A 19,235-nucleotide genomic window follows, 5' to 3' on the forward strand; every position below is an offset into this window, starting at 1 on the left:
GCTCCACGCTTGGGAAAAGCCGCCGGAACCGGCGTGGGAAACGGGGAGCTTCCAGACTCCGTCCCCAGATGCCGGCCCGGCGCCCGTTCACGGGACCTCTGTCTTAGCAGACCAAGATGAACCGAATGTGGACGAATCCTGCGATTCGTCGGAGGGCGGCATACCCCTCCACCACTCGCTTACGCGAGCGCCCCCCTCCCCAAGCAAGCTTGGGGAGGGGGACCGCCGGGCGTCGGCCCGGTGGTGGAGGGGCAGGCCCCGGCGTCAGAACGACTTGGAGATGGTGAACCCATAGGTTCGCGGATCGCCCGGCTGGCCGACGATCAGCCCGGTCGACCCCGACTGCGTCGCGAGCAGCTCGTAATAGTCGTGGTCGAACAGGTTGCGGACCCAGACGAACGCGTTCCAGCTCCCCGGTGCCTTGAACCCAGCACGGACATTGGACAGGCTGTATCCGTTGATGTCGGTATAGGCCGAACGCGACGGGTTGGACGAGAATTTGGACCGATAGCTGCCGTCATAGCCGAGGTAGAATTGCCCCTCCGTCCCCGCCACGGTCGCGGGCAGGTCATATTCCGCGCCGTAGGAGAAGGCCCAGCGCGACACGCCCGGCAGCCACTGGCCCGAGATATCGCAATAGGGCAGCGAGTTGCCCGGCGTTCCCGCCGGTGCCGGGGTGCCCACGATCTGGCCGTTCACCACGGGCAGCGCGGTGCCGCCCGCCAATTCGGGCGGGCACGGCGCATTGGTGAAACGGGTGTAGCGCGCGTCGGTGAATGCGGCGTTGGCATAGACGTTGAACCGCTGTGTCGGGCGGAAGGCCGAATCGATCTCGATCCCGCGCGTCCTGACCCGCCCGGCATTGGCGAGATAACCGCGCAGGACGTTGACCTGGAGATTGTTCACTGTGGCCTGATAGTCGCCGATCTCGGTCCAGAAGCCCGCGATATTCACCGTCGCGCGGCGGTCGGCGAACTGGGTCTTGAGCCCCAGCTCGAAGTGATTGACCTTTTCCGGCTTCACCGTCTGCGTCGCGAGGATCGGATTGTTCTGCGCATCGAGCGGCAGGCCCGACAGGTTGATGCCGCCGGACTTATAGCTGCGCGCATAGGTCGCATAATAATGGACGTTCGGATTGAACGCATAGGCGATGGTCAGGTCGCCCGACAGGTTCCAGTTGGTGAAGGACGGCGAGTAGTTCTGCGGTGCCAGCACCCCGCGCTGGTCGCTGGTCAGGTTGGTCGACCCCGCGCCGTTGGTCACGATCGAGAGATAGGATCCGTCCTTGCGATCATAGTTGAGCCGCAGTCCCGGCGACACCGACAGGCGATCGTCGACATGCCAGGTCAGCTTGCCGAACAGCGCCGCCGACGTGTTGGTGAAGCCGATCGTGTTGCGCGCGGTCAGCCCGTTGAGCGTCGCGGGATTGCGCCCCGCCGCACTGGTGGGATTGAGCAGGAACGCGCTCGCCGCCGGACCCTGGACCTGCAGGCCCTGGGTGTCGATCGACTGCCAGAAGTAGAACGCGCCCAGCACGTAGTCGAGGGTCCGCTTGCCGTTGGACGCGATGCGCAGTTCCTGGGTCACCTGGGTCTGCTGCGACGGGTTCGCCGAGACGGTGGTGATCGGCAGGCCGATAAAGTCGCGGTCGTTGGACGGATCCCAGTGCCAGAAGCGCCAGGCCGAGACGCTGGTCAGGGTCGCGTCGCCGACATCCCAATTGGCGACCAGCGACAGGCCGCCCAATTCCTGCTTGGCCCGCAGATCGGTATCGACATCGGTCACCCGGTCGAAGGCATCGGTCGAGGGCACGCTATAGCCCTGCGCCGCCGCCAGCGCCGCATATTGCCGGTTGAGCGGCCGCTGCGTCGCGCCGACCCGCGCATAATATTGGACGCAGCAATTGGGGTTCTGGCGCGCATAATCGCCCGACAGGGTCAGGTCGAGGGTGGGGGTGGCGTGCCACAGGAACTGGCTGCGCAGCGACAGATTGTCCTGGCCGTTCTGCCACTCGTCCTGCCGCGTGTTCCAGATGGTGCCACGCCGCGACGTGATCGAGGTCGACAGCCGTACCGCGACCTTGTCGTCGACCAGCGGTCCCGAAACCGAGGCCTTTGCCTGGAAGAAGTCGTAATTGCCCGCGCTCAGCTCGACCCGCGCTTCCGGCGTGAAGCTGGGCGGGCGGGTGATGATGTTGATCGCCCCCGCCGTGGTGTTCTTGCCATAGAGCGTGCCCTGCGGACCGCGCAGCACCTCGATCCGCTCGGTATCGGTGAAGTCGAACGTCGCCGAGGCGATGCGGCTGTAATAGACCTGATCGACATAGATGCCGACGCCCTGCTCGATCCCGTCATTGGTCAGCCCGAACGGCGCGCCGAGCCCGCGGATATTCGCCGCCGAATTACGCGGGTTGGTCGAATAGAATTGCAGCGTCGGCTGGATCTGGGTCAGCCGGTTGACATTGTACGTCCCCGTCTCGGCCAGCGCGGTGCCGCCGATCACCGACATCGCGATGGGGACGCTCTGGATCGTCTCGGCGCGGCGGCGCGCGGTGACGACGACATCGCCGCCGCCCTGCTGCGCGGTGCCCAACCGGCCCTCGTCTCGCCGCCCCTCGGTCGTGGGCGCGGTGACGACCGACGTGTCCTGTGGATCGCCGGGCGGAGCCGCCTGGGGCGCGCTGCTCTGGGCGGCCAGGATCAGGGCCAGGGTGAAGGACATGGAAGCTCCCCTTTTGATTTCATCTCCCATTCACACATCGTTTTAGTAGGGTTTCAAGTCAGCCATGGCTTGGGGCGCGGCAAGATTTGCTTTTCGATCCGCAAAGGCCCTTGAACGCCAATTCCGTCGAACCATATGGGTTCGCGTGCGGTGCCGGTTCCGGGCCGCACGGATGGTCGGGCCGCCCCGCGCCGGGGCGACGCGGCCGATCCCGTTTCAATTCGCTTCGACTGGAGGTTTTGACATGCGTATCGATCTGACCCCGTACCGCCGTTCGACCATCGGCTTCGACCGGCTGTTCGATCTGCTGGAGGCCAATTCGCGGGCTGCTTCGGCGGAGAATTATCCCCCCTTCAATCTCGAGCGTCTGGCCGATGACCGGTATCGCATCACCCTGGCGGTGGCCGGTTTCGCGCGTGACGAGATCGAGATCACCGCGCAGCAGAACATGCTGCTCGTCACCGGCAAGAAGGATGACAAGGCGGGCTCGCCCAACTTCCTGCATGTCGGCATCGCCAATCGCTCGTTCGAGCGGCGCTTCGAACTGGCGGACTTCGTGTTCGTCGAGGATGCGCGGCTGAACGACGGCCTGCTCGTCATCGACCTCGTCCGCGAGGTGCCCGAGGCGATGAAGCCCAAGACGATCGCGATCAAGACGGGCCAGCCGCTCGCCGCGGTGGAGCATCACGCCGACGCGGCCGACGAGGCCAAGGCGGCGTAACAGGCTCGACGTCTTACCCTCCCTGAAGACGTCGCGGGGCGTCCGGACCGACGGGTCCGGGCGCCCTTTGTTTTGAACGCCCAGGTCCGTTCAGGCCGAGCGAACCGAGGAGGAGCCATTCCTCCCCAGTCTCGCCTGGGCAGGGGGACCGCGCCCGCAGGGCGTGGTGGAGGGGCTTGGCCGGTACGTCCTTGCCCCTCCACCATCGCGGGCGCGATGGTCCCCCTCCCCGAGCAAAGCTCAGGGAGGACCGGGATCACCATGCCCCGTTCCGGCTGAGCGCCGTCGAAGCCGACGTCTCGCCATCCCTCGCCCAGCCTCCGACTTCGCTGAGGCCGAACGGCAAAAGCAAAACCCCGCCCCCATCAACCGGGAGCGGGGTTCCGAGATCAGACCAACCGGCTCTGCTTCACCGCCGCTTCGACGAAGCTGGCGAAGAGCGGATGCGGGTCGAAGGGCTTGGACTTCAGTTCCGGGTGGAACTGCACGCCGACGAACCAGGGATGATCCGGCCGCTCGACGATCTCCGGCAGCGTGCCGTCGGGCGACATGCCGCTGAACACCAGGCCGCCCTGTTCGAGCGCGTCCTTATAGGCGGTGTTGACCTCGTAGCGGTGGCGGTGGCGCTCCGAAATGTCTTCCGAGCCATAGATCGAGCCGACGACGCTGTTGCCCGCCAGCTTCGCCGGATAGGCGCCAAGCCGCATCGTGCCGCCCAGGTCGCCGCTCGCCTCGCGCTTTTCCAGGCCGTCGCGGCCCATCCACTCGGTGATCAGGCCGACGACCGGCTCCGAGGTCGGACCGAATTCGGTCGAGGACGCGTCCGCGATCCCCGCCAGGTGCCGCGCACCCTCGACGCAGGCCATCTGCATCCCGAAGCAGATGCCGAAATAGGGAACGCGCCGTTCGCGCGCGAAGCGGACCGCCTCGATCTTGCCCTGCGCGCCGCGCTCGCCGAACGCGCCGGGGACGAGGATGGCGTGGCAGGGTTCGAGCTGCTGCGCGATCTCGCTCTCGTCGCCCTCGAACAGCTCGGCGTCGATCCAGCGGATATGGACCTTCACCTTGTTGGCGATACCGCCATGCACCAGCGCCTCGTTGAGCGACTTGTACGCGTCCTGGAGGCCGACATATTTGCCGACCACGCCGATCGTGACCTCGCCCTCCGGATTGACGAGCCGGTCGACGATTTCGGTCCAGCGCGACAGATCGGGTGCGCCCTCGGGCTCGATCCCGAACGCGCGCAGCACTTCCGAATCGAGGCCCTCGGCATGATATTGCAGCGGCACCGCGTAGATGCTCTTGGCATCGAGCGCCGGGATGACCGCCGAGGGGGGGACGTTGCAGAACAGGCCGATCTTGGCCCGGTCCGACGCGGGCAGCGGATGCTCGCAGCGGCAGACCAGCACATCGGGCGCGACGCCGAGCGCGGCGATCTCGCGCACCGAATGCTGGGTCGGCTTGGTCTTCAGCTCGCCCGCCGCCGCGATATAGGGCACCAGGGTGACGTGGATGCTGATCGATTTGCCGCGCCCCAGCTCGTTCTTGAGCTGACGGATCGCCTCGATGAAGGGCAGCGACTCGATGTCGCCGACGGTGCCGCCGATCTCGCACAGGACGAAATCGAGATCCTCGCCATTCTCGTCCACCGTGTCGGCCCGCGCGAACGCCTTGATCGCGTCGGTCACGTGCGGGATCACCTGGACGGTCGCGCCCAGGTAATCGCCGCGCCGCTCACGCTCGATGATGGTCTTGTAGATACGGCCCGAGGTGACGTTGTCCGACTGGCGCGAGGCCACGCCGGTGAAGCGTTCGTAATGCCCGAGGTCCAGATCGGTCTCGGCCCCGTCATCGGTGACGTAGACCTCGCCATGCTGATACGGGCTCATCGTGCCCGGATCGACGTTGAGATAGGGATCGAACTTGCGGATGCGCACGCGGTAGCCGCGTGCCTGCAAAAGAGCCGCAAGAGAGGCCGCCATGAGGCCTTTGCCGAGCGACGAAACCACGCCGCCGGTGATGAAGATATACCGCGCCATGGGAAGAATCGCCTAGCTTGGATGGGGTGGATACGACAACAGCAAAGATGCGCGCCGCCGACGATTTGCGGCGGCGCGTTTGCCTAAGCTGCGATGAAATCAGGATTTAGCGCGCGAGCGGGACCGCCGAATTGTCGGCAGGCTGGGTGTTCGCGGGCGCCGCCGCGCTACCGGTCGGGACCGGCGCGGGTGCGGGCTGGGTGATCGGCGCCTGAGTCGCGGGCGTGCGGGCCAGCGAGGTGTCGATCGCGGGCGCGCTGCGCGTTGCGGCCATCACCGCCAGAAGGATCGAGAAGCCGACGAACGCCGTCGCCAGCACCGCGGTCGCCCGGCTGAGGAAATCCGCCGCGCCGCGCGCCGACATCAGCCCCGACGGGCTGCCGCCCATGCCCAGACCGCCGCCTTCCGACTTCTGCATGAGGATCACCGTGACCAGGGTCGCGGCGATGAGAGCGTGGATGACGAGCAGAAATGCGAACATGAGGCGCGTGTGATCCCGATGGAGGGTGTGCGAAACCGCGCACATAGGCGACACGGGTGGCAGGATCAACCATGCGGGGGATATCCCCTGTTCCTCCCTGAGCTTTGCTCGGGGAGGGGGACCGCTCGCGTGGGCGAGTGGTGGAGGGCCAGCACCCCTGCCCCTCGACCACGCCGTGACGGGTGCAGTCCCCGCCCGATCTGGCGACAGGAAGGAATAGAGGCGGAAAAGCCTTGATCCATCTTGTTCGCTTCGGTGGAACATGAGTGGAAACCCTCACCGATAAAGGGCGTTATGACTACGAAACAACGCCCGGCAAAGCCCGGCTCAGCCATTGGAATCGCCACCCGTGTCGCACCCACACGAAGCACAGTCGCTGTTGGCCTGGATGAGCGCCCTGGTCGATTATGTCCGTTCGGGCGAGCCCGATCTGACCAACAGGCAGATGGCGCTGCTGCTCGTCGTCTACCTGCGGCCGGGGCCGCATACGGTGCGCGGTTTGGCGCGCGCTTTGAACGTCTCGAAACCCGTCGTCACCCGCGCCTTGAATAGACTAGGAACGCTGGGCTATCTGCGCCGCCAACGCGATGATAGCGACAAGCGTAACATCTTTGTCGCCAGGACACCTGAAGGGGCGGACTTTCTTGAAGAATTCGGACATTTCATCGGCGCCGGCGACGCCCCCGGCCTCCAACGGGCCAGCGCGTAAGAGCTTCGCGCTCCAGGGGCGGACGGTGAGTCTCGACCCTCGGACCCATGCGGTCCGGCCCGATCTGGCCGATGTCCGGCTCGCCGAATACGTATTCGCACCGCATTATGCCGCTGCCCTGCCCTATAGGACCAATGCGCCGGTGACGCTGCGCGAGCAGCGGGCGACCGACAGCGTCGTCCTTGCCGAACTGGCGCCGGGCGAGACGTTCGAGGTGTTGGAGGTCGCTGGCGGCCACGCCTGGGGCATCGCGCCCGATATGGGGCTGGTCGGCTATTGCGACGCGAGCGTGCTGGAGTTGCTGCAGTGACGAAGACGGTGTTCATCGATGGCGGTGCCGGGACCACCGGCCTGGAGATCGCCGACCGGCTGGCGGGACGCGCCGACCTGTCGATCCTGACCCTGCCCGATGATCGCCGCAAGGATGCGCGCGCACGGGCCGAGGCGATCAACGACGCCGATTTCGTGACCCTCTGCCTGCCCGACGATGCCGCGCGCGAGGCGGTGTCGCTGATCGCGAACGACCGGACGCGCGTGGTCGACGCCTCGACCGCGCACCGCACCGCCGATGGCTGGACCTATGGTTTCGCCGAGCTCGATCCGGAGCAGCAGGACCGGATCGCCGTCGCCCGCTTCGTCTCCAATCCCGGCTGCTACCCGACCGGCTTTCTGGCCCTTGTCCGGCCGCTGGTGCGTGCGGGCATGATTCCGGCGGACTGGCCGGTGTCGGTCAACGCCGCCTCAGGCTATTCGGGGGGCGGCAAGGCGATGATCGCCGAGTATGAGAGTGCGACCGAGCGCGCCTTCCGTCCCTATGGCCTCTCGCTGGCGCACAAGCATTCACCCGAGATGCAGCGCCATTCGGGCCTGAGCCACGCGCCGATCTTCGCGCCCGCCGTGGTGGACACCTATCGCGGCATGGTCGTCGAAGTGCCCCTGCCCCTCTACGCCCTGCCCGGTCGGCCGTCGGTCGACGCGGTCGCCGATATCCTGGCCCAGGCCTATGCCGACAGCCGCGTCGTAACGGTCGCGCCCGGCGAGATCGCGGCGGTGAATATCGAGGAAAATGCCGGATCCGACCGGATGACCTTGCGCGTCTGCGGCAATGCGGCCACGGGTCAGGCTCGACTGATCGCGACGCTGGACAATCTGGGCAAGGGAGCCGGCGGTGCGGCGGTGCAGAATCTGAACATCATGGCCGGGCTCGATCCGACCGCTGGCCTCGTGCTCTAAGGAGACGTCATGACGCGCAATCCCGTTGGCAAGCTGCTGCTGTTCGGCGCGACCGGCGACCTGTCGCAGCGGATGCTGCTGCCGTCGCTGTTCAATCTTCACTCCGATGGCCTGTTGCCGGAGGGGTTGACGATCACCGGCACCGCCCGGTCGGATCACGACGATGCCAGCTTCCGCGAATTCGCGGCGCACGCGCTCGACACCTTCCTGCCCGATGACCGGAAAGACCGCGACACGATCGCCAGCTTCCTAAATCGATTGCAGTACCAATCGCTCGATGCGTCGTCGATCGAAGGCTTCCCGGCGCTGGCCGAAAAGGTCGGCGACGTGTCGAACGGCCTCGCCATCTATCTGTCGACGGCGCCCAGCCTGTTCGAGTCGACGATCAAGGGCCTCGAATCGGTCGGGCTGGCGGGCGACACGGTGCGGATCGGCCTGGAGAAGCCGCTCGGCTATGACCTCGCCTCGTCCAAGGAGATCAACGACGCGGTCGCCTATGGCTTCCCCGAGGAGCGGACGTTCCGCATCGACCATTATCTGGGCAAGGAAACCGTCCAGAACATTCTGGCGCTGCGCTTCGGCAATTTCTTCTTCGAGCCGATCTGGAACGCGCACGGCATCGACAATGTCCAGATCACCATCGCCGAGACGGTCGGGCTGGAGGATCGCGCGGGCTATTACGAGGGTGCGGGCGCGCTGCGCGACATGGTGCAGAACCATATCCTGCAGCTTCTCGCGCTCGTCGCGATGGAGCCGCCCGCCCGCTATGACGGCACCGCGATCCGCGACGAGAAGGCCAAGGTCTTCCGCTCGCTCCGCCTGATGACGCCCGAGGAAGTGCCCAACAACACCGTCACCGGCCAATATGCCGACGGCGCGGTCGGCGGGAAGATCGTCGGCTCTTATGCCAACGAGCTGGGCAAGCCGTCCAAGACCGAGACCTTCGTCGCGATCAAGGCGCATGTCGACAACTGGCGCTGGCAGGGCGTGCCCTTCTACCTGCGGACCGGCAAGCGCATGGCCGCGCGGCGTTCCGAGATCGCGATCCAGTTCAAGCCCGTGCCCCATTCGATGTTCGCGGGGCGCGGCGGGCTGCTTCAACCCAACACGCTGGTCATCCGCCTGCAGCCCGAGGAGTATATCCAGCTTCTCGTGATGGCGAAGGAGCCTGGTCTGGACCGTGAGGGCATCCGCCTGCGCGAGGTGCCGCTGAACCTGTCGCTGGACGCCGAGTTCGCCGGGACGCGTCGTCGCATCGCCTATGAGCGGTTGCTGCTCGACCTGATCGAGGGTGACCAGACGCTGTTCGTCCGTCGTGACGAGGTGGAGGCGCAGTGGACCTGGGTCGACGCGATCCGCGCCGGATGGGACGCCAACGACGTCAAGCCCAAGACCTATCCCAGCGGTAGCTGGGGCCCGTCCGCCGCGATCGCGCTGACCGAGCGTGACGGAGTCCACTGGCAGGACGACTGACCGCCGCGTGCCGGATGGCGCGCGATGACCGGCAGGCTATGATCCGCCGCCCGCGACGCGGCGGATCGGCCTTGCCCAGATACATTAGGACGTGAGTGAGATGACCGACGAAATCGAATGGTGGGACTATGAAGACACCACCGAAATGGCGGACGCGCTGGCGGGCGACATCCAGTTCATCATCGAGAGCGCGATCGAGGCGCGCGGCGCGGCGGTGATCGCGCTGTCGGGCGGCAAGACGCCGATCCCGGTCTATGAAAAGCTGGCCAAGGCCAAGCTCGACTGGAAGCGCGTGACCATCGTCCCCGCCGACGAGCGCGTCGTGCCGCTGGGCGATCCGCTGTCCAACATCACGATGATCGGCAAGATCTTCCTGCCCAAGGGTGCGCGGGTCATGCCGATCGTGCCGCAGGCGACCGGGGACTATAAGGCCGCCGGCCGATCGGCCGATGCGCTGATGCAGGATCTTCACTGGCCGCTCGACCTCGTCCTGCTTGGCATGGGCGGCGATGGGCATACCGCGTCGATCTTCCCCGGCCCCGATTATGACGAGGCTCTCAACGGTCCCAAGGAACGCCGCGCGCTGGGCGTGATGCCCGATCCCCTCCCCCCCGAAGCGCCGGTCGCGCGCGTCACGCTGAGCCGCGCCGGGATCGTCTCGGCCCGGTCGATCATGATCGCCATCTCGGGCCCCGCGAAGAAGAAGGTGCTGGAGGACGCGATCAGGGAGGGGGCGTCGTCGCCCTATCCGATCGGTCGCGTGCTGGCCGACGTCGAACTGCCGATCGACATCCACTGGAGCGAGCAATGAGCCTCAACGCCGCCGTCTCTGCCGTCACCGACCGGATCATCGAACGATCGCGGCCGGGTCGTCGGGCCTATCTCGACCTGATCGAACGCGAAGCCGAGACGGCGGTGCGCCGCCCCAATCTGGGCTGCGCGAATCTCGCCCATGCCTATGCCGGGACCGAGGAGGATCGCGACGCCATGAAGGCGGACCGCGGCATGAATATCGGCATCGTGTCCGCCTATAACGACATGCTGTCGGCGCATGCCGTCTATTACCGCTATCCCGAACTGATGAAGGTCTGGGCACGCGAGGTCGGCGCGACGGCGCAGGTAGCGGGCGGCGTGCCCGCCATGTGCGACGGCGTGACGCAGGGCTATGCGGGCATGGAGCTGTCGCTGTTCAGCCGCGACACCATCGCGCTGTCCACCGCCGTGGCGCTCTCCCACGGCACGTTCGAGGGTGCGGCGCTGCTCGGCATCTGCGACAAGATCGTGCCGGGCCTGCTGATGGGCGCGTTGCGCTTCGGTCACCTGCCGATGATCCTGGTCCCCGGCGGCCCGATGCCGACCGGCCTGCCCAACAAGCAGAAGGCCGCCGTGCGCGAGGCCTTTGCCGAGGGCAAGGCGGGGCGCGAGGAACTGCTCGACGCCGAGATCGCCGCCTATCACAGCAAGGGCACCTGCACCTTCTACGGCACCGCCAACACCAACCAGATGATGATGGAGGTGATGGGCCTGCACATGCCGGGCGCCGCCTTCGTCAATCCGGGCACGAAGCTGCGCCAGGAACTCAGCCGCGCCGCCGTCCACCGGCTCGCCGCGATCGGCCAGCGGGGCGAGGACTATCGCCCGTTGGGGCGCTGCGTCGATGAAAAGGCGATCGTCAACGCGGCGGTCGGCCTGCTCGCGACCGGCGGCTCGACCAATCACCTGATCCACCTGCCCGCCATCGCGCGGGCGGCGGGGATCATCATCGACTGGGAGGATATGGACCGCCTGTCGGCCGCCGTGCCGCTGATCGCGCGGGTCTATCCCAACGGCTCGGCGGACGTGAACGGGTTCGAGGCGGCGGGCGGTATGCCCTATGTCATCCGCGAACTGCTGTCGGCGGGTCTGCTCCACCGCGACATCCTGACGGTGGCGGGCAAGGATCTGTCGGATTACGGCCAGACGGCGGTGATCGCCGACGACAAGCTCGCCTGGAAGCCGGTCGGCGACAGCGGTGACGAGACCATCCTTCGCCCGGCGGCCGCGCCCTTTTCGGCGGATGGCGGGATGCGCATCCTGTCGGGCAATCTGGGCCGCGCCTGCATCAAGGTGTCGGCGGTCGAGCGCGAACGCTGGGTCATCGAAGCACCCGCGCGCGTCTTCTCCGATCAGTCGGAGGTCCAGGCCGCCTTCAAGGCCGGCGAGCTGGAGCGCGACGTGGTCGTCGTGGTCCGCTTCCAGGGGCCCAAGGCCAACGGCATGCCCGAGCTGCACAAGCTGACCCCGCCGCTGGGCGTGCTCCAGAACCGGGGTTTCAAGGTGGCGCTGGTGACCGATGGCCGCATGTCGGGGGCGAGCGGCAAGGTGCCCTGCGCCATCCACCTCAGCCCCGAAGCGATCGGCGGTGGCGCGATCGGCCTGATCCGCGATGGCGACATCGTCCGGCTCGATGCGGTGGCGGGCACGCTCGACGCGCTGGTCGATCCGGCGGAGTGGGCCTCGCGCGAACGCGCCGCGACGCCCGCGCCGGTTCAGGGCATGGGACGCGAGCTGTTCGCGCTGTTCCGTCAGGCCGCCGACGAGGCCGAGCAGGGCGCTTCGCCCATTCTCGCCGGTGCGGACCTGTAAGTTTCAAGGGGGAGGATAACATGGAAATCGTTGCCGTCGACATCGGGGGCACCCATGCGCGCTTCGCGATCGCCGAGGTCGAGAATGGCCGCGTGGTGAAGCTGGGCGAGCCGTGTACGCAGAAGACCGCCGAACACGCCTCGCTCCAGACCGCGTGGCAGGCGTTCGGGGCGCATCTGGGCCGTCCGCTGCCCAAGGCGGCATCGCTCGCCATCGCCTCGCCGATCACCGGCGACGTGATCCGCATGACCAACAATCCCTGGGTCATCCGCCCCTCGCTGATCCCCGAGCGGCTGGGTGCCGATGTCTACACCGTCATCAACGACTTCGGCGCGGTCGGTCATGCCGTCGCGCAGGTGCCCGAGGCCGATTTCCTCCACATCTGCGGTCCGGAAGAGCCGATGCCTTCGCACGGCGTCGTCACCGTCTGCGGTCCGGGCACGGGTCTTGGCGTCGCACAGGTGCTGCTGACCCCCGATCGCTATCATGTGATCGAGACCGAGGGCGGGCATATGGACTATGCCCCGCTCGACGGGATCGAGGATGCGATCCTCAAGCGCCTGCGCCGGACCTACACCCGCGTGTCGTGCGAGCGGATCTGTTCGGGCCCCGGCATCGTCGCCATCTACGAGACGCTCGCCTCGCTCGAAGGCCGCGCGGTGCCCAGCCGCGACGATCGCGAAATCTGGACCGAGGCACTGGAGGGGACCGATTCGATCGCGCTCGCCGCGCTCGATCGGTTCTGCCTGGCGCTGGGCGCGGTCGCGGGCGACTTCGCGCTGGCGCAGGGGGCAAAGACCGTCGTGATCGCCGGTGGCCTGGGCTACCGGATCAAGGACAAGCTGCTGCGTTCGGGCTTCGATCAGCGCTTCGTCGCCAAGGGGCGTTTCCAGTCGCTGATGGCGCGCATCCCCGTCAAGCTCATCACCCATCCCCAGCCCGGCCTGTTCGGAGCGGCCGCGGCCTTCGCTCAGGAGCATTCATGACCGACATCGCCACCATCATGCGCACCAGCGCGGTCATCCCCGTGCTGGTCATCGACGACGCCGCCACCGCCAGGCCGCTGGCCGAAGCGCTGGTCGCGGGCGGCCTGAAGGTGCTGGAGGTGACGCTGCGCACCCCCGCCGCGCTGGAGGCGATGGCCGAGATGAAGAAGGTCCCCGGTGCGATCGTCGGGGCGGGGACCGTGGTCAACGAGAAGCAGCTGCGCGACGTGGCGGACGCCGGGGCCGAGTTCATCGTCTCGCCGGGCCTGACCGATCGCCTCGGCACGGCGGTGATCGACAGCGGCATCCCCTATCTGCCGGGCATCGCCAATGCGGGCGACATCATGCGCGGACTGGACCTGGGCCTGACCCACTTCAAGTTCTTCCCCGCCGAGACGAGCGGCGGGCTGAAGGCGCTGAAGGCGCTGGCCGCCCCGTTCTTTCAGGCCCGCTTCTGCCCGACGGGCGGGATCACCGAGGCGAGCGCGCCCGACTGGCTCGCCTTCGACCGCGTGCTCTGCGTCGGCGGAAGCTGGGTGACGGGCGGCTCGATGGCGGACGTCGAGGCCAAGGCGCGCGCGGCATCGGCGCTGCGGGGCTGATAGGTCCGGGGCTGCCCCTCCACCATCGCTAACGCGATGGTCCCCCTCCCCAAGCTAGGCCTGGAGAGGGGGACCGCCGCGAAGCGGTGGTGGAGGGGCGGAGTCGCCCACCGCCCCGACCAACCACTGCCGAAACGCCTTCATCGCCAACCCTTCTTTCCGGGACAGCAGCCGCGTCAGCCAGTAGCGCCCCGCATCGACCTCGACGTCGAATGGCTGGACCAGCCGCTCGGTCGTCAGTTCATGGCCGAACATCGCCTTGGGCGCGAGCGCGACGCCCAGCCCAGCCATCGCCGCAGCCGCCATCAGCGCGGAACTGTCGAACATCGGTCCCCGCGGCGTCGGCGCGTCGCCGCCAGCCGCCGCGAACCAGCTTTCCCATTCGCTGACCCGATAGGACCGCAACAAGCGCTCCCGTGCCAGATCGCCCGGCTCCCGCAATCGCGCGGCCACCAACGGTGCGCAAAGCGGCGTCAGCGGCGCCGTCATCAACGGCTCGGCATGCGTGCCATGCCACGCGCCGTCACCGAAGCGGATCGCATAGTCCAGTCCCTCCCCCGCCAGATCGACCCGGTTGTTGTTGATCGCCACGCGCAGGTCGATATGCGGATGGGCGGCACCGAAGGCGTCCAGCCGCGCGAGCAGCCACCCGGTGGCGAAGGTGCCGACCACGCCGACGTTCAGGACATATTGGAAGCCGCCATCGCCGAAACGGTCGAGCGTCGCACCGATCCGATCGAAGGTTTCCGCCAACACCGGCACCAGCGCCTGCCCGTCATCGGTCAGCGCCAGTCCGCGCGGCAGGCGATGGAACAGCCTGGCCCCCAGCCGCTTCTCGAGCGCGGACACCTGATGGCTCACCGCCCCCTGGCTGACGCACAGTTCGATCGCGGCGCGCGTGAAGTTCAGATGGCGCGCTGCCGCCTCGAAAGCGCGCAGGGCGTTGAGCGGGAGTTGGGCACGATCCATGGCCCATCATGAGTTCCGCTCATGGCTCTGTCGAGGGAAGATGCTTTGTGCCGCGTCGCGCAAGTCCGCATCGTCATCACCAAGGAGAACGGACCATGTTTGCCAGATTCGTCATCGCGACGCTTGCCGCCCTGACCGCCCCCCTCGCCACGGCCGCGCAGGACGATCCGCTGACGCGGCCGATCGTGACCGATCGCACCGCGCAATGGCTGTCGCCCCGTCCGCCGGTGCGGGTGTTCGGCAATAGCTATCTGGTGGGATTCGGCGGCCTCAACGTCGCGCTCACCGATACGGGCAAGGGATTGATCCTGATCGACGGAGCATTGCCGCAGGCCGCACCGCAAATCCTGGCCAATGTCGCAAGGCTCGGCTTCCGGCCCCGCGACATCAGATATATTCTCAGCACCGAACCCCATTTCGATCACGCGGGCGGGATCGCCGCGCTCGCACGCGATACCGGGGCGACCGTCATCGCCAGCGCGCGCGGGGCGGAGGGGTTGCGGAGCGGGCGCCTGGCCACCGACGATCCGCAGCACGGCTATGACAGCCGCTTTCCCGCTATCGCCTCGGTCCGGGTGATCCGCGACGGTGAGCGGCTGACGCTCGGTGACACCGTGGTCACCGCCCGCGCCACGCCCGGCCATACGATGGGGAGCACCAGCTGGAGCTGGCGCGCCTGTCGGGGTTCACGATGCAAGGCGATCGTCTTCGCCGCCAGTCTGAACCCCGTCTCGACCGACGACTATCGGTTCTCGGCGCCAGCGAGCCGCCCCGTGGTCGCTGCCTTCGCGCGGGGGCAGGCCGCGATGCGCGCGCTACCCTGCGACATCCTGATCACCGCCCATGCCGACCAGGACGGCGCGACCGACCGGTTCCGCGACTCGCCCGGTGCCTGTCGCGCCTATGCCCTTTCCTCGCAACGCGCGCTGGCGAAACGGCTGGCGAGCGAAAGCCGCTGATCCTACATCTCGCCGCGCTGGCGACGGATCGCATACCATTTCTGCACATTGGCATTATGCTCGGCCAGCGTGTCGGCAAAGACATGGCCGCCCGATCCGTCCGCGACGAAATACAGGGCCTTGCTGTCGGCCGGGTCGAGCACCGCGTCGATCGATGCGCGGCCCGGATTGGCGATCGGCCCGACCGGCAGGCCGGGGCTGGCATAGGTGTTGTACCCGTTCTTCGCGTGCAGTTCCGAGCGCAGGATGCGGCGGCCGAGCGGACGCCCCCTGGTGATCGGATAGATGACGGTCGGGTCGGCCTGTAGCGGCATCCCGATGCGCAGGCGATTGCCATAGACCGCCGCCACCGTCCGCCGTTCGGAAGGCTTGCCCGTCTCCTTCTCGACGATCGAGGCGAGGATGATCGCCTGTTCGGGCGAGGCGACCGCGATGCCCGGCTTGCGGCGGGCCCAGGCCTTGGCGAGATAGTCCTTCATCGCCTTCTGCATCCGCGCCACGACCGAGGCGCGGCTATCGCCCTTCTGATAGGCATAGCTGTCCGGCAGGATCGATCCTTCGGCGGGGACAGGCACGGTCCCGGTCAGGCCATCCGCCTTCATCAGCGCGTCATGGACGAGAACGGACGGATAGCCCTCCGGCACCGGCACCAGCCGCTGGCGGACCTTGCCCTCCTGCAACAGGGTCAGGACCTCATGCGCGCTGGCATGGTCGGGAATGGCATATTCGCCCGCCTTGATCGCGCCGCCCTCTCCGAAAAGCCGGGCATAGAGGCGGAAGCGGCTGGCCGAGCGGATAGCACCCGCCTTTTCCAGCGCATTGGCCGCCCGGGCGAGGCTGGCGCCTTCGGGTACGACGACCGCCAGCGGCCTTTGCGCAGGCCCGGCCCCTGCCCAGTCATGCGCGACCCAGGCGAACACGGCGATGCCGACCAGCCCCAGCAGCAATCCGATACAGCCGACCTTGCGCATATCTCACCCGGTTTTGACGAAGGGCGCTGGGCCCCGAACATGGAACGACCCCGATGATGATCGGGGTCCGATTGCCTTTCCGCCCGATGACGCGAGCGTAGAGATTTTGCAACCGGACCCGATCCTCATCGGGGTCGAATTTGTCACCCAACCCCCGCTCCGTTGGCGTCGAGCGGAGGCGAAGTCTCGCACCGAGTCCCGTGGCCTTCGACTTCGCCCGGGCTGAACTGCGGCGGGAGCGCCGGGCGGATCAGATCGCCTTCATCACCAGCGAGGCATTCGTTCCGCCAAAGCCGAACGAATTGTTCAGCACCGCCTTCACTTCGCGCTTCTTGGCCTTGTGCGGCACCAGGTCGACGCCCTCGGTCCCCTCGTCCGGATCGTCGAGGTTCAGGGTCGGCGGCACGATCTGGTCGCGCAGGGCGAGGATGCAGAAGATGCTCTCCACCGCACCGGCGCCGCCCAGAAGATGGCCGATCGCCGACTTGGTGCTCGACATCGACGCACCCGACAGATCGTCGCCGAACACGCGCTTGGCCGCAGCCAGTTCGATCGTGTCGGCCATGGTCGAGGTGCCATGGGCGTTGATATAGTCGATGTCCGACGGCTCCATGCCAGCCTTGCGCAACGCCATGCGCATCGCGTTCTCGGCCCCCTTGCCCTCGGGATGCGGCGCAGTGACGTGGTAGGCGTCGCCCGACAGGCCGTAACCCACGACCTCGGCGTAGATCTTCGCGCCGCGCGCCTTGGCGTGCTCATATTCTTCGAGGACGACGACGCCAGCGCCTTCGCCCATCACGAAGCCGTCGCGGCCCTTGTCATAGGGGCGGCTCGCCTCGGTCGGGCGGTCGTTCATGCTCATGTTGAGCGCGCGCGCCTGGGCGAACCCCGCCACGCCGAGCGGGTTGATCGTGCTTTCCGCGCCACCCGCCAGCATGATGTCGGCATCGTCGTCGCGGATCATCCGCGCCGCGTCGCCGATCGAATGCGCGCCGGTCGAACAGGCGGTGACGACCGCATGGTTCGGGCCCATCAGGCCGTATTTGATGCTGACCTGGCCCGAGATCAGGTTGATCAGGCGGCCGTGGACGAAGTGCGGGCTGACCCGGCCGGGACCGCGTTCGTGCAGGTTGACCGATTCGATCTCGATGCCCGGCAGGCCGCCGATGCCCGAGCCGATCGACACGCCCGCCCGCAGCTTCGTCGCCTCGTCCATCTCGGTCAGGCCGGCGTCTTCCAGCGCCTGGCCCGCGGCGTCGATGCCGTAGACGATGAAGGGATCGACCTGACGCTGGACCTTGTGGTCGACGCGCTTGTCGGGGTCGAAGCCATATTCATGGTCCTTGGGCTTCACCTCGCACGCGATGGTGCATTTCTGCCCCGTGGTGTCGAAGCGGGTGATCGTTCCCGCGCCGGACTTGCCAGCGATCAGATTGGCCCAGGCGGTTTCCACGTCCGCGCCAAGCGGCGTGACAAGACCCAATCCGGTGACGACGACGCGCCGCATATTCCACTCCATTCCAAAACGAAAACGGCTCCCCGCCCGCTAAATAGGGGTCAGGGAGCCGTTTGAAACCTGGCCTTGGCGGCCCGTTCGGCCCGCATCATCTGCGGGCCGAGGCCCCGGAATCAGGCCTTGTTCTCGTCGATATAGGTGATCGCGTCCTTGACGGTCGTGATCTTCTCGGCGGCATCGTCCGGGATCTCGACACCGAACTCTTCCTCGAACGCCATGACGAGCTCGACGATGTCGAGGCTGTCGGCACCGAGATCGTCGATGAAGCTCGCGTCCTCGGTCACCTTGTCGGCTTCGACGCCGAGATGCTCGACGACGATCTTCTTCACGCGGTCGGCGGTCTCGCTCATGGTAATCCCTTCTCGTAATTCATCGGGGGTTGATACTTGCTGAACGCACGTAGAACGCGCGCCCATGTCTGGCAAGCCCGTCCAGCGACGGACTTGGGCCAGGATAGGATGATTGGTGCCCTTTTTGGGGGCTTACAGCATCGCCATGCCGCCATTGACGTGCAGCGTCTGGCCGGTGACATAACCCGCTTCCTTCGACGCCAGATAGACGACGGCAGCGCCGATATCCTCGCCCTTGCCCAGGTCGCCCGCCGGAATCTTGCCCAGCAGCGCGGCCTTCTGCGCCTCGGGCAGCACGTCGGTCATCGCCGAGCGCATGAATCCGGGTGCGACGCAGTTGACGGTGACGTTGCGGCTGGCGAGTTCCTGCGCCACCGCCTTCGACATGCCGACGATGCCCGCCTTGGACGCGGCATAGTTCGCCTGGCCGGGATTGCCGGTCGCGCCGACGATCGACGTGATCGAGATGATCCGGCCGAACCGCGCCTTCATCATCGGCTTGGCGGCAGCGCGGATCAGGCGGAAGGTCGCCTCCAGGTTGACGCTGATGACCTGGTCCCACTCCTCGTCCTTCATCCGCATGGTCAGGTTGTCGCGGGTGACGCCCGCATTGTTGACCAGGATGTCGAGCTTGCCACCGAGCGCCTCGACGGCCTGCGGGATCAGCGCGTCGACCGCGGCGGGATCGGACAGGTTGCACGGCACCGCGACATGCTCGCCGCCCAGCTCGGCACGAAACGCCTCCAGCTTGTCGATATTGGAGCCGGACAGCGCCAGCCTCGCTCCCTGCGCGGCAAGTGCCTTCGCCACCGCCGAACCCAGGCCACCCGATGCGCCGGTCACGAGGGCGGTCATTCCTGTCAGGTCGAACATTTGGAAA

Annotated in this window: 18 protein-coding genes; 10 read left to right on the forward strand and 8 right to left on the reverse strand. The window is 67.0% G+C overall.

The window, feature by feature from the left end; genetic code table 11:
• Positions 1 to 264: 264 nt before the first annotated feature.
• On the reverse strand, positions 265 to 2,721 hold the full coding sequence (locus LRP66_RS06505) for a TonB-dependent receptor (RefSeq protein WP_230481703.1): 2,457 nt from the start codon (positions 2,719 to 2,721) through the stop codon (positions 265 to 267).
• Between the two features lie 244 nt (positions 2,722 to 2,965).
• Here LRP66_RS06505 and LRP66_RS06510 point away from each other — a divergent pair, with 244 nt between their 5' ends.
• Positions 2,966 to 3,442 carry an Hsp20 family protein gene (locus tag LRP66_RS06510; RefSeq protein ID WP_230481704.1) on the forward strand — a complete coding sequence of 159 codons (477 nt, stop codon included), beginning with the start codon at positions 2,966 to 2,968 and terminating at the stop codon, positions 3,440 to 3,442.
• A gap of 389 nt (positions 3,443 to 3,831) precedes the next feature.
• Here LRP66_RS06510 and LRP66_RS06515 read toward each other — a convergent pair whose 3' ends face one another.
• Both LRP66_RS06515 and secG read right to left on the reverse strand, forming a co-directional pair.
• The gene (locus LRP66_RS06515) at positions 3,832 to 5,481 is read right to left on the reverse strand and encodes a CTP synthase (protein ID WP_230481705.1); all 1,650 of its coding nucleotides are present in this window, start codon (positions 5,479 to 5,481) and stop codon (positions 3,832 to 3,834) included.
• Between the two features lie 106 nt (positions 5,482 to 5,587).
• Positions 5,588 to 5,962 (reverse strand): preprotein translocase subunit SecG, encoded by a 375-nt coding sequence (gene secG / locus LRP66_RS06520; protein ID WP_230481706.1) that lies wholly within the window; start codon positions 5,960 to 5,962, stop codon positions 5,588 to 5,590.
• 388 nt (positions 5,963 to 6,350) lie between these two features.
• Between secG and LRP66_RS06525 the strand changes: the two genes are divergently transcribed.
• The 8 genes from LRP66_RS06525 (at position 6,351) to eda (ending at position 13,590) form a co-directional block, all read left to right on the forward strand.
• Positions 6,351 to 6,671: a MarR family transcriptional regulator gene (locus LRP66_RS06525; protein WP_175311482.1), complete on the forward strand. Its 321-nt coding sequence runs from the start codon at positions 6,351 to 6,353 to the stop codon at positions 6,669 to 6,671.
• A 25-nt stretch (positions 6,672 to 6,696) separates the two neighbouring features.
• Positions 6,697 to 6,981, forward strand: a complete 285-nt coding sequence (locus LRP66_RS06530; RefSeq protein WP_230481707.1) for an SH3 domain-containing protein — start codon at positions 6,697 to 6,699, stop codon at positions 6,979 to 6,981.
• Entirely contained in the window at positions 6,978 to 7,904 is a 927-nt protein-coding gene (gene argC / locus LRP66_RS06535) for an N-acetyl-gamma-glutamyl-phosphate reductase (RefSeq protein WP_230481708.1), read from the forward strand. The genes LRP66_RS06530 and argC overlap by 4 nt, the downstream gene beginning before the upstream one ends.
• Positions 7,905 to 7,913: 9 nt before the next feature.
• Positions 7,914 to 9,377, forward strand: a complete 1,464-nt coding sequence (zwf, locus tag LRP66_RS06540) for a glucose-6-phosphate dehydrogenase (RefSeq protein WP_230481709.1) — start codon at positions 7,914 to 7,916, stop codon at positions 9,375 to 9,377.
• Positions 9,378 to 9,477: 100 nt separating this feature from the next.
• Positions 9,478 to 10,188 (forward strand): 6-phosphogluconolactonase, encoded by a 711-nt coding sequence (gene pgl, locus LRP66_RS06545; protein WP_230481710.1) that lies wholly within the window; start codon positions 9,478 to 9,480, stop codon positions 10,186 to 10,188.
• Positions 10,185 to 12,002 carry a phosphogluconate dehydratase gene (edd, locus tag LRP66_RS06550; RefSeq protein WP_230481711.1) on the forward strand — a complete coding sequence of 606 codons (1,818 nt, stop codon included), beginning with the start codon at positions 10,185 to 10,187 and terminating at the stop codon, positions 12,000 to 12,002. Before pgl ends, edd begins: the two co-directional genes overlap by 4 nt.
• Before the next feature lie 20 nt (positions 12,003 to 12,022).
• A complete protein-coding gene (gene glk / locus LRP66_RS06555; RefSeq protein ID WP_230481712.1) occupies positions 12,023 to 12,988 on the forward strand; it encodes a glucokinase in 966 nt (321 codons plus the stop codon).
• A complete protein-coding gene (gene eda / locus LRP66_RS06560; protein ID WP_230481713.1) occupies positions 12,985 to 13,590 on the forward strand; it encodes a bifunctional 4-hydroxy-2-oxoglutarate aldolase/2-dehydro-3-deoxy-phosphogluconate aldolase in 606 nt (201 codons plus the stop codon). The genes glk and eda overlap by 4 nt, the downstream gene beginning before the upstream one ends.
• Before the next feature lie 54 nt (positions 13,591 to 13,644).
• Here the strand turns inward: eda and LRP66_RS06565 are convergent, their stop codons facing one another.
• Positions 13,645 to 14,559, reverse strand: coding sequence for a LysR family transcriptional regulator (locus tag LRP66_RS06565; RefSeq protein ID WP_230481714.1), 915 nt, complete (start codon positions 14,557 to 14,559; stop codon positions 13,645 to 13,647).
• Positions 14,560 to 14,654: 95 nt separating this feature from the next.
• Between LRP66_RS06565 and bla the strand changes: the two genes are divergently transcribed.
• The gene (bla, locus tag LRP66_RS06570; RefSeq protein ID WP_230481715.1) at positions 14,655 to 15,518 is read left to right on the forward strand and encodes a subclass B3 metallo-beta-lactamase; all 864 of its coding nucleotides are present in this window, start codon (positions 14,655 to 14,657) and stop codon (positions 15,516 to 15,518) included.
• 2 nt (positions 15,519 to 15,520) lie between these two features.
• Here the strand turns inward: bla and mltG are convergent, their stop codons facing one another.
• The 4 genes from mltG to fabG all read right to left on the reverse strand — a co-directional run bounded on the left by mltG (position 15,521) and on the right by fabG (position 19,228).
• Positions 15,521 to 16,489 (reverse strand): endolytic transglycosylase MltG, encoded by a 969-nt coding sequence (gene mltG / locus LRP66_RS06575; protein ID WP_230481716.1) that lies wholly within the window; start codon positions 16,487 to 16,489, stop codon positions 15,521 to 15,523.
• Positions 16,490 to 16,739: 250 nt separating this feature from the next.
• Entirely contained in the window at positions 16,740 to 17,996 is a 1,257-nt protein-coding gene (gene fabF, locus LRP66_RS06580; protein WP_230481717.1) for a beta-ketoacyl-ACP synthase II, read from the reverse strand.
• A 122-nt stretch (positions 17,997 to 18,118) separates the two neighbouring features.
• Complete coding sequence (locus LRP66_RS06585; RefSeq protein ID WP_007403554.1) at positions 18,119 to 18,355, reverse strand: acyl carrier protein; 237 nt, start codon at positions 18,353 to 18,355, stop codon at positions 18,119 to 18,121.
• 132 nt (positions 18,356 to 18,487) lie between these two features.
• Positions 18,488 to 19,228, reverse strand: a complete 741-nt coding sequence (gene fabG / locus LRP66_RS06590) for a 3-oxoacyl-[acyl-carrier-protein] reductase (RefSeq protein ID WP_230481718.1) — start codon at positions 19,226 to 19,228, stop codon at positions 18,488 to 18,490.
• Positions 19,229 to 19,235: the final 7 nt, after the last annotated feature.

The organism is Sphingomonas sp. Leaf21, from assembly GCF_916858675.1.
In the GTDB taxonomy this organism is placed as follows: domain Bacteria; phylum Pseudomonadota; class Alphaproteobacteria; order Sphingomonadales; family Sphingomonadaceae; genus Sphingomonas.

Bases quoted from the DNA above. Each gene is read 5' to 3' on its own strand.
- LRP66_RS06505 (WP_230481703.1), bottom strand. From the start codon at position 2,721: ATGTCCTTCACCCTGGCCCTGATCCTGGCCGCCCAGAGCAGCGCGCCC.
- LRP66_RS06510 (WP_230481704.1), top strand. From the start codon at position 2,966: ATGCGTATCGATCTGACCCCGTACCGCCGTTCGACCATCGGCTTCGAC.
- LRP66_RS06515 (WP_230481705.1), bottom strand. From the start codon at position 5,481: ATGGCGCGGTATATCTTCATCACCGGCGGCGTGGTTTCGTCGCTCGGC.
- secG (WP_230481706.1), bottom strand. From the start codon at position 5,962: ATGTTCGCATTTCTGCTCGTCATCCACGCTCTCATCGCCGCGACCCTG.
- LRP66_RS06525 (WP_175311482.1), top strand. From the start codon at position 6,351: ATGAGCGCCCTGGTCGATTATGTCCGTTCGGGCGAGCCCGATCTGACC.
- zwf (WP_230481709.1), top strand. From the start codon at position 7,914: ATGACGCGCAATCCCGTTGGCAAGCTGCTGCTGTTCGGCGCGACCGGC.
- pgl (WP_230481710.1), top strand. From the start codon at position 9,478: ATGACCGACGAAATCGAATGGTGGGACTATGAAGACACCACCGAAATG.
- edd (WP_230481711.1), top strand. From the start codon at position 10,185: ATGAGCCTCAACGCCGCCGTCTCTGCCGTCACCGACCGGATCATCGAA.
- glk (WP_230481712.1), top strand. From the start codon at position 12,023: ATGGAAATCGTTGCCGTCGACATCGGGGGCACCCATGCGCGCTTCGCG.
- eda (WP_230481713.1), top strand. From the start codon at position 12,985: ATGACCGACATCGCCACCATCATGCGCACCAGCGCGGTCATCCCCGTG.
- LRP66_RS06565 (WP_230481714.1), bottom strand. From the start codon at position 14,559: ATGGATCGTGCCCAACTCCCGCTCAACGCCCTGCGCGCTTTCGAGGCG.
- bla (WP_230481715.1), top strand. From the start codon at position 14,655: ATGTTTGCCAGATTCGTCATCGCGACGCTTGCCGCCCTGACCGCCCCC.
- mltG (WP_230481716.1), bottom strand. From the start codon at position 16,489: ATGCGCAAGGTCGGCTGTATCGGATTGCTGCTGGGGCTGGTCGGCATC.
- fabF (WP_230481717.1), bottom strand. From the start codon at position 17,996: ATGCGGCGCGTCGTCGTCACCGGATTGGGTCTTGTCACGCCGCTTGGC.
- LRP66_RS06585 (WP_007403554.1), bottom strand. From the start codon at position 18,355: ATGAGCGAGACCGCCGACCGCGTGAAGAAGATCGTCGTCGAGCATCTC.
- fabG (WP_230481718.1), bottom strand. From the start codon at position 19,228: ATGTTCGACCTGACAGGAATGACCGCCCTCGTGACCGGCGCATCGGGT.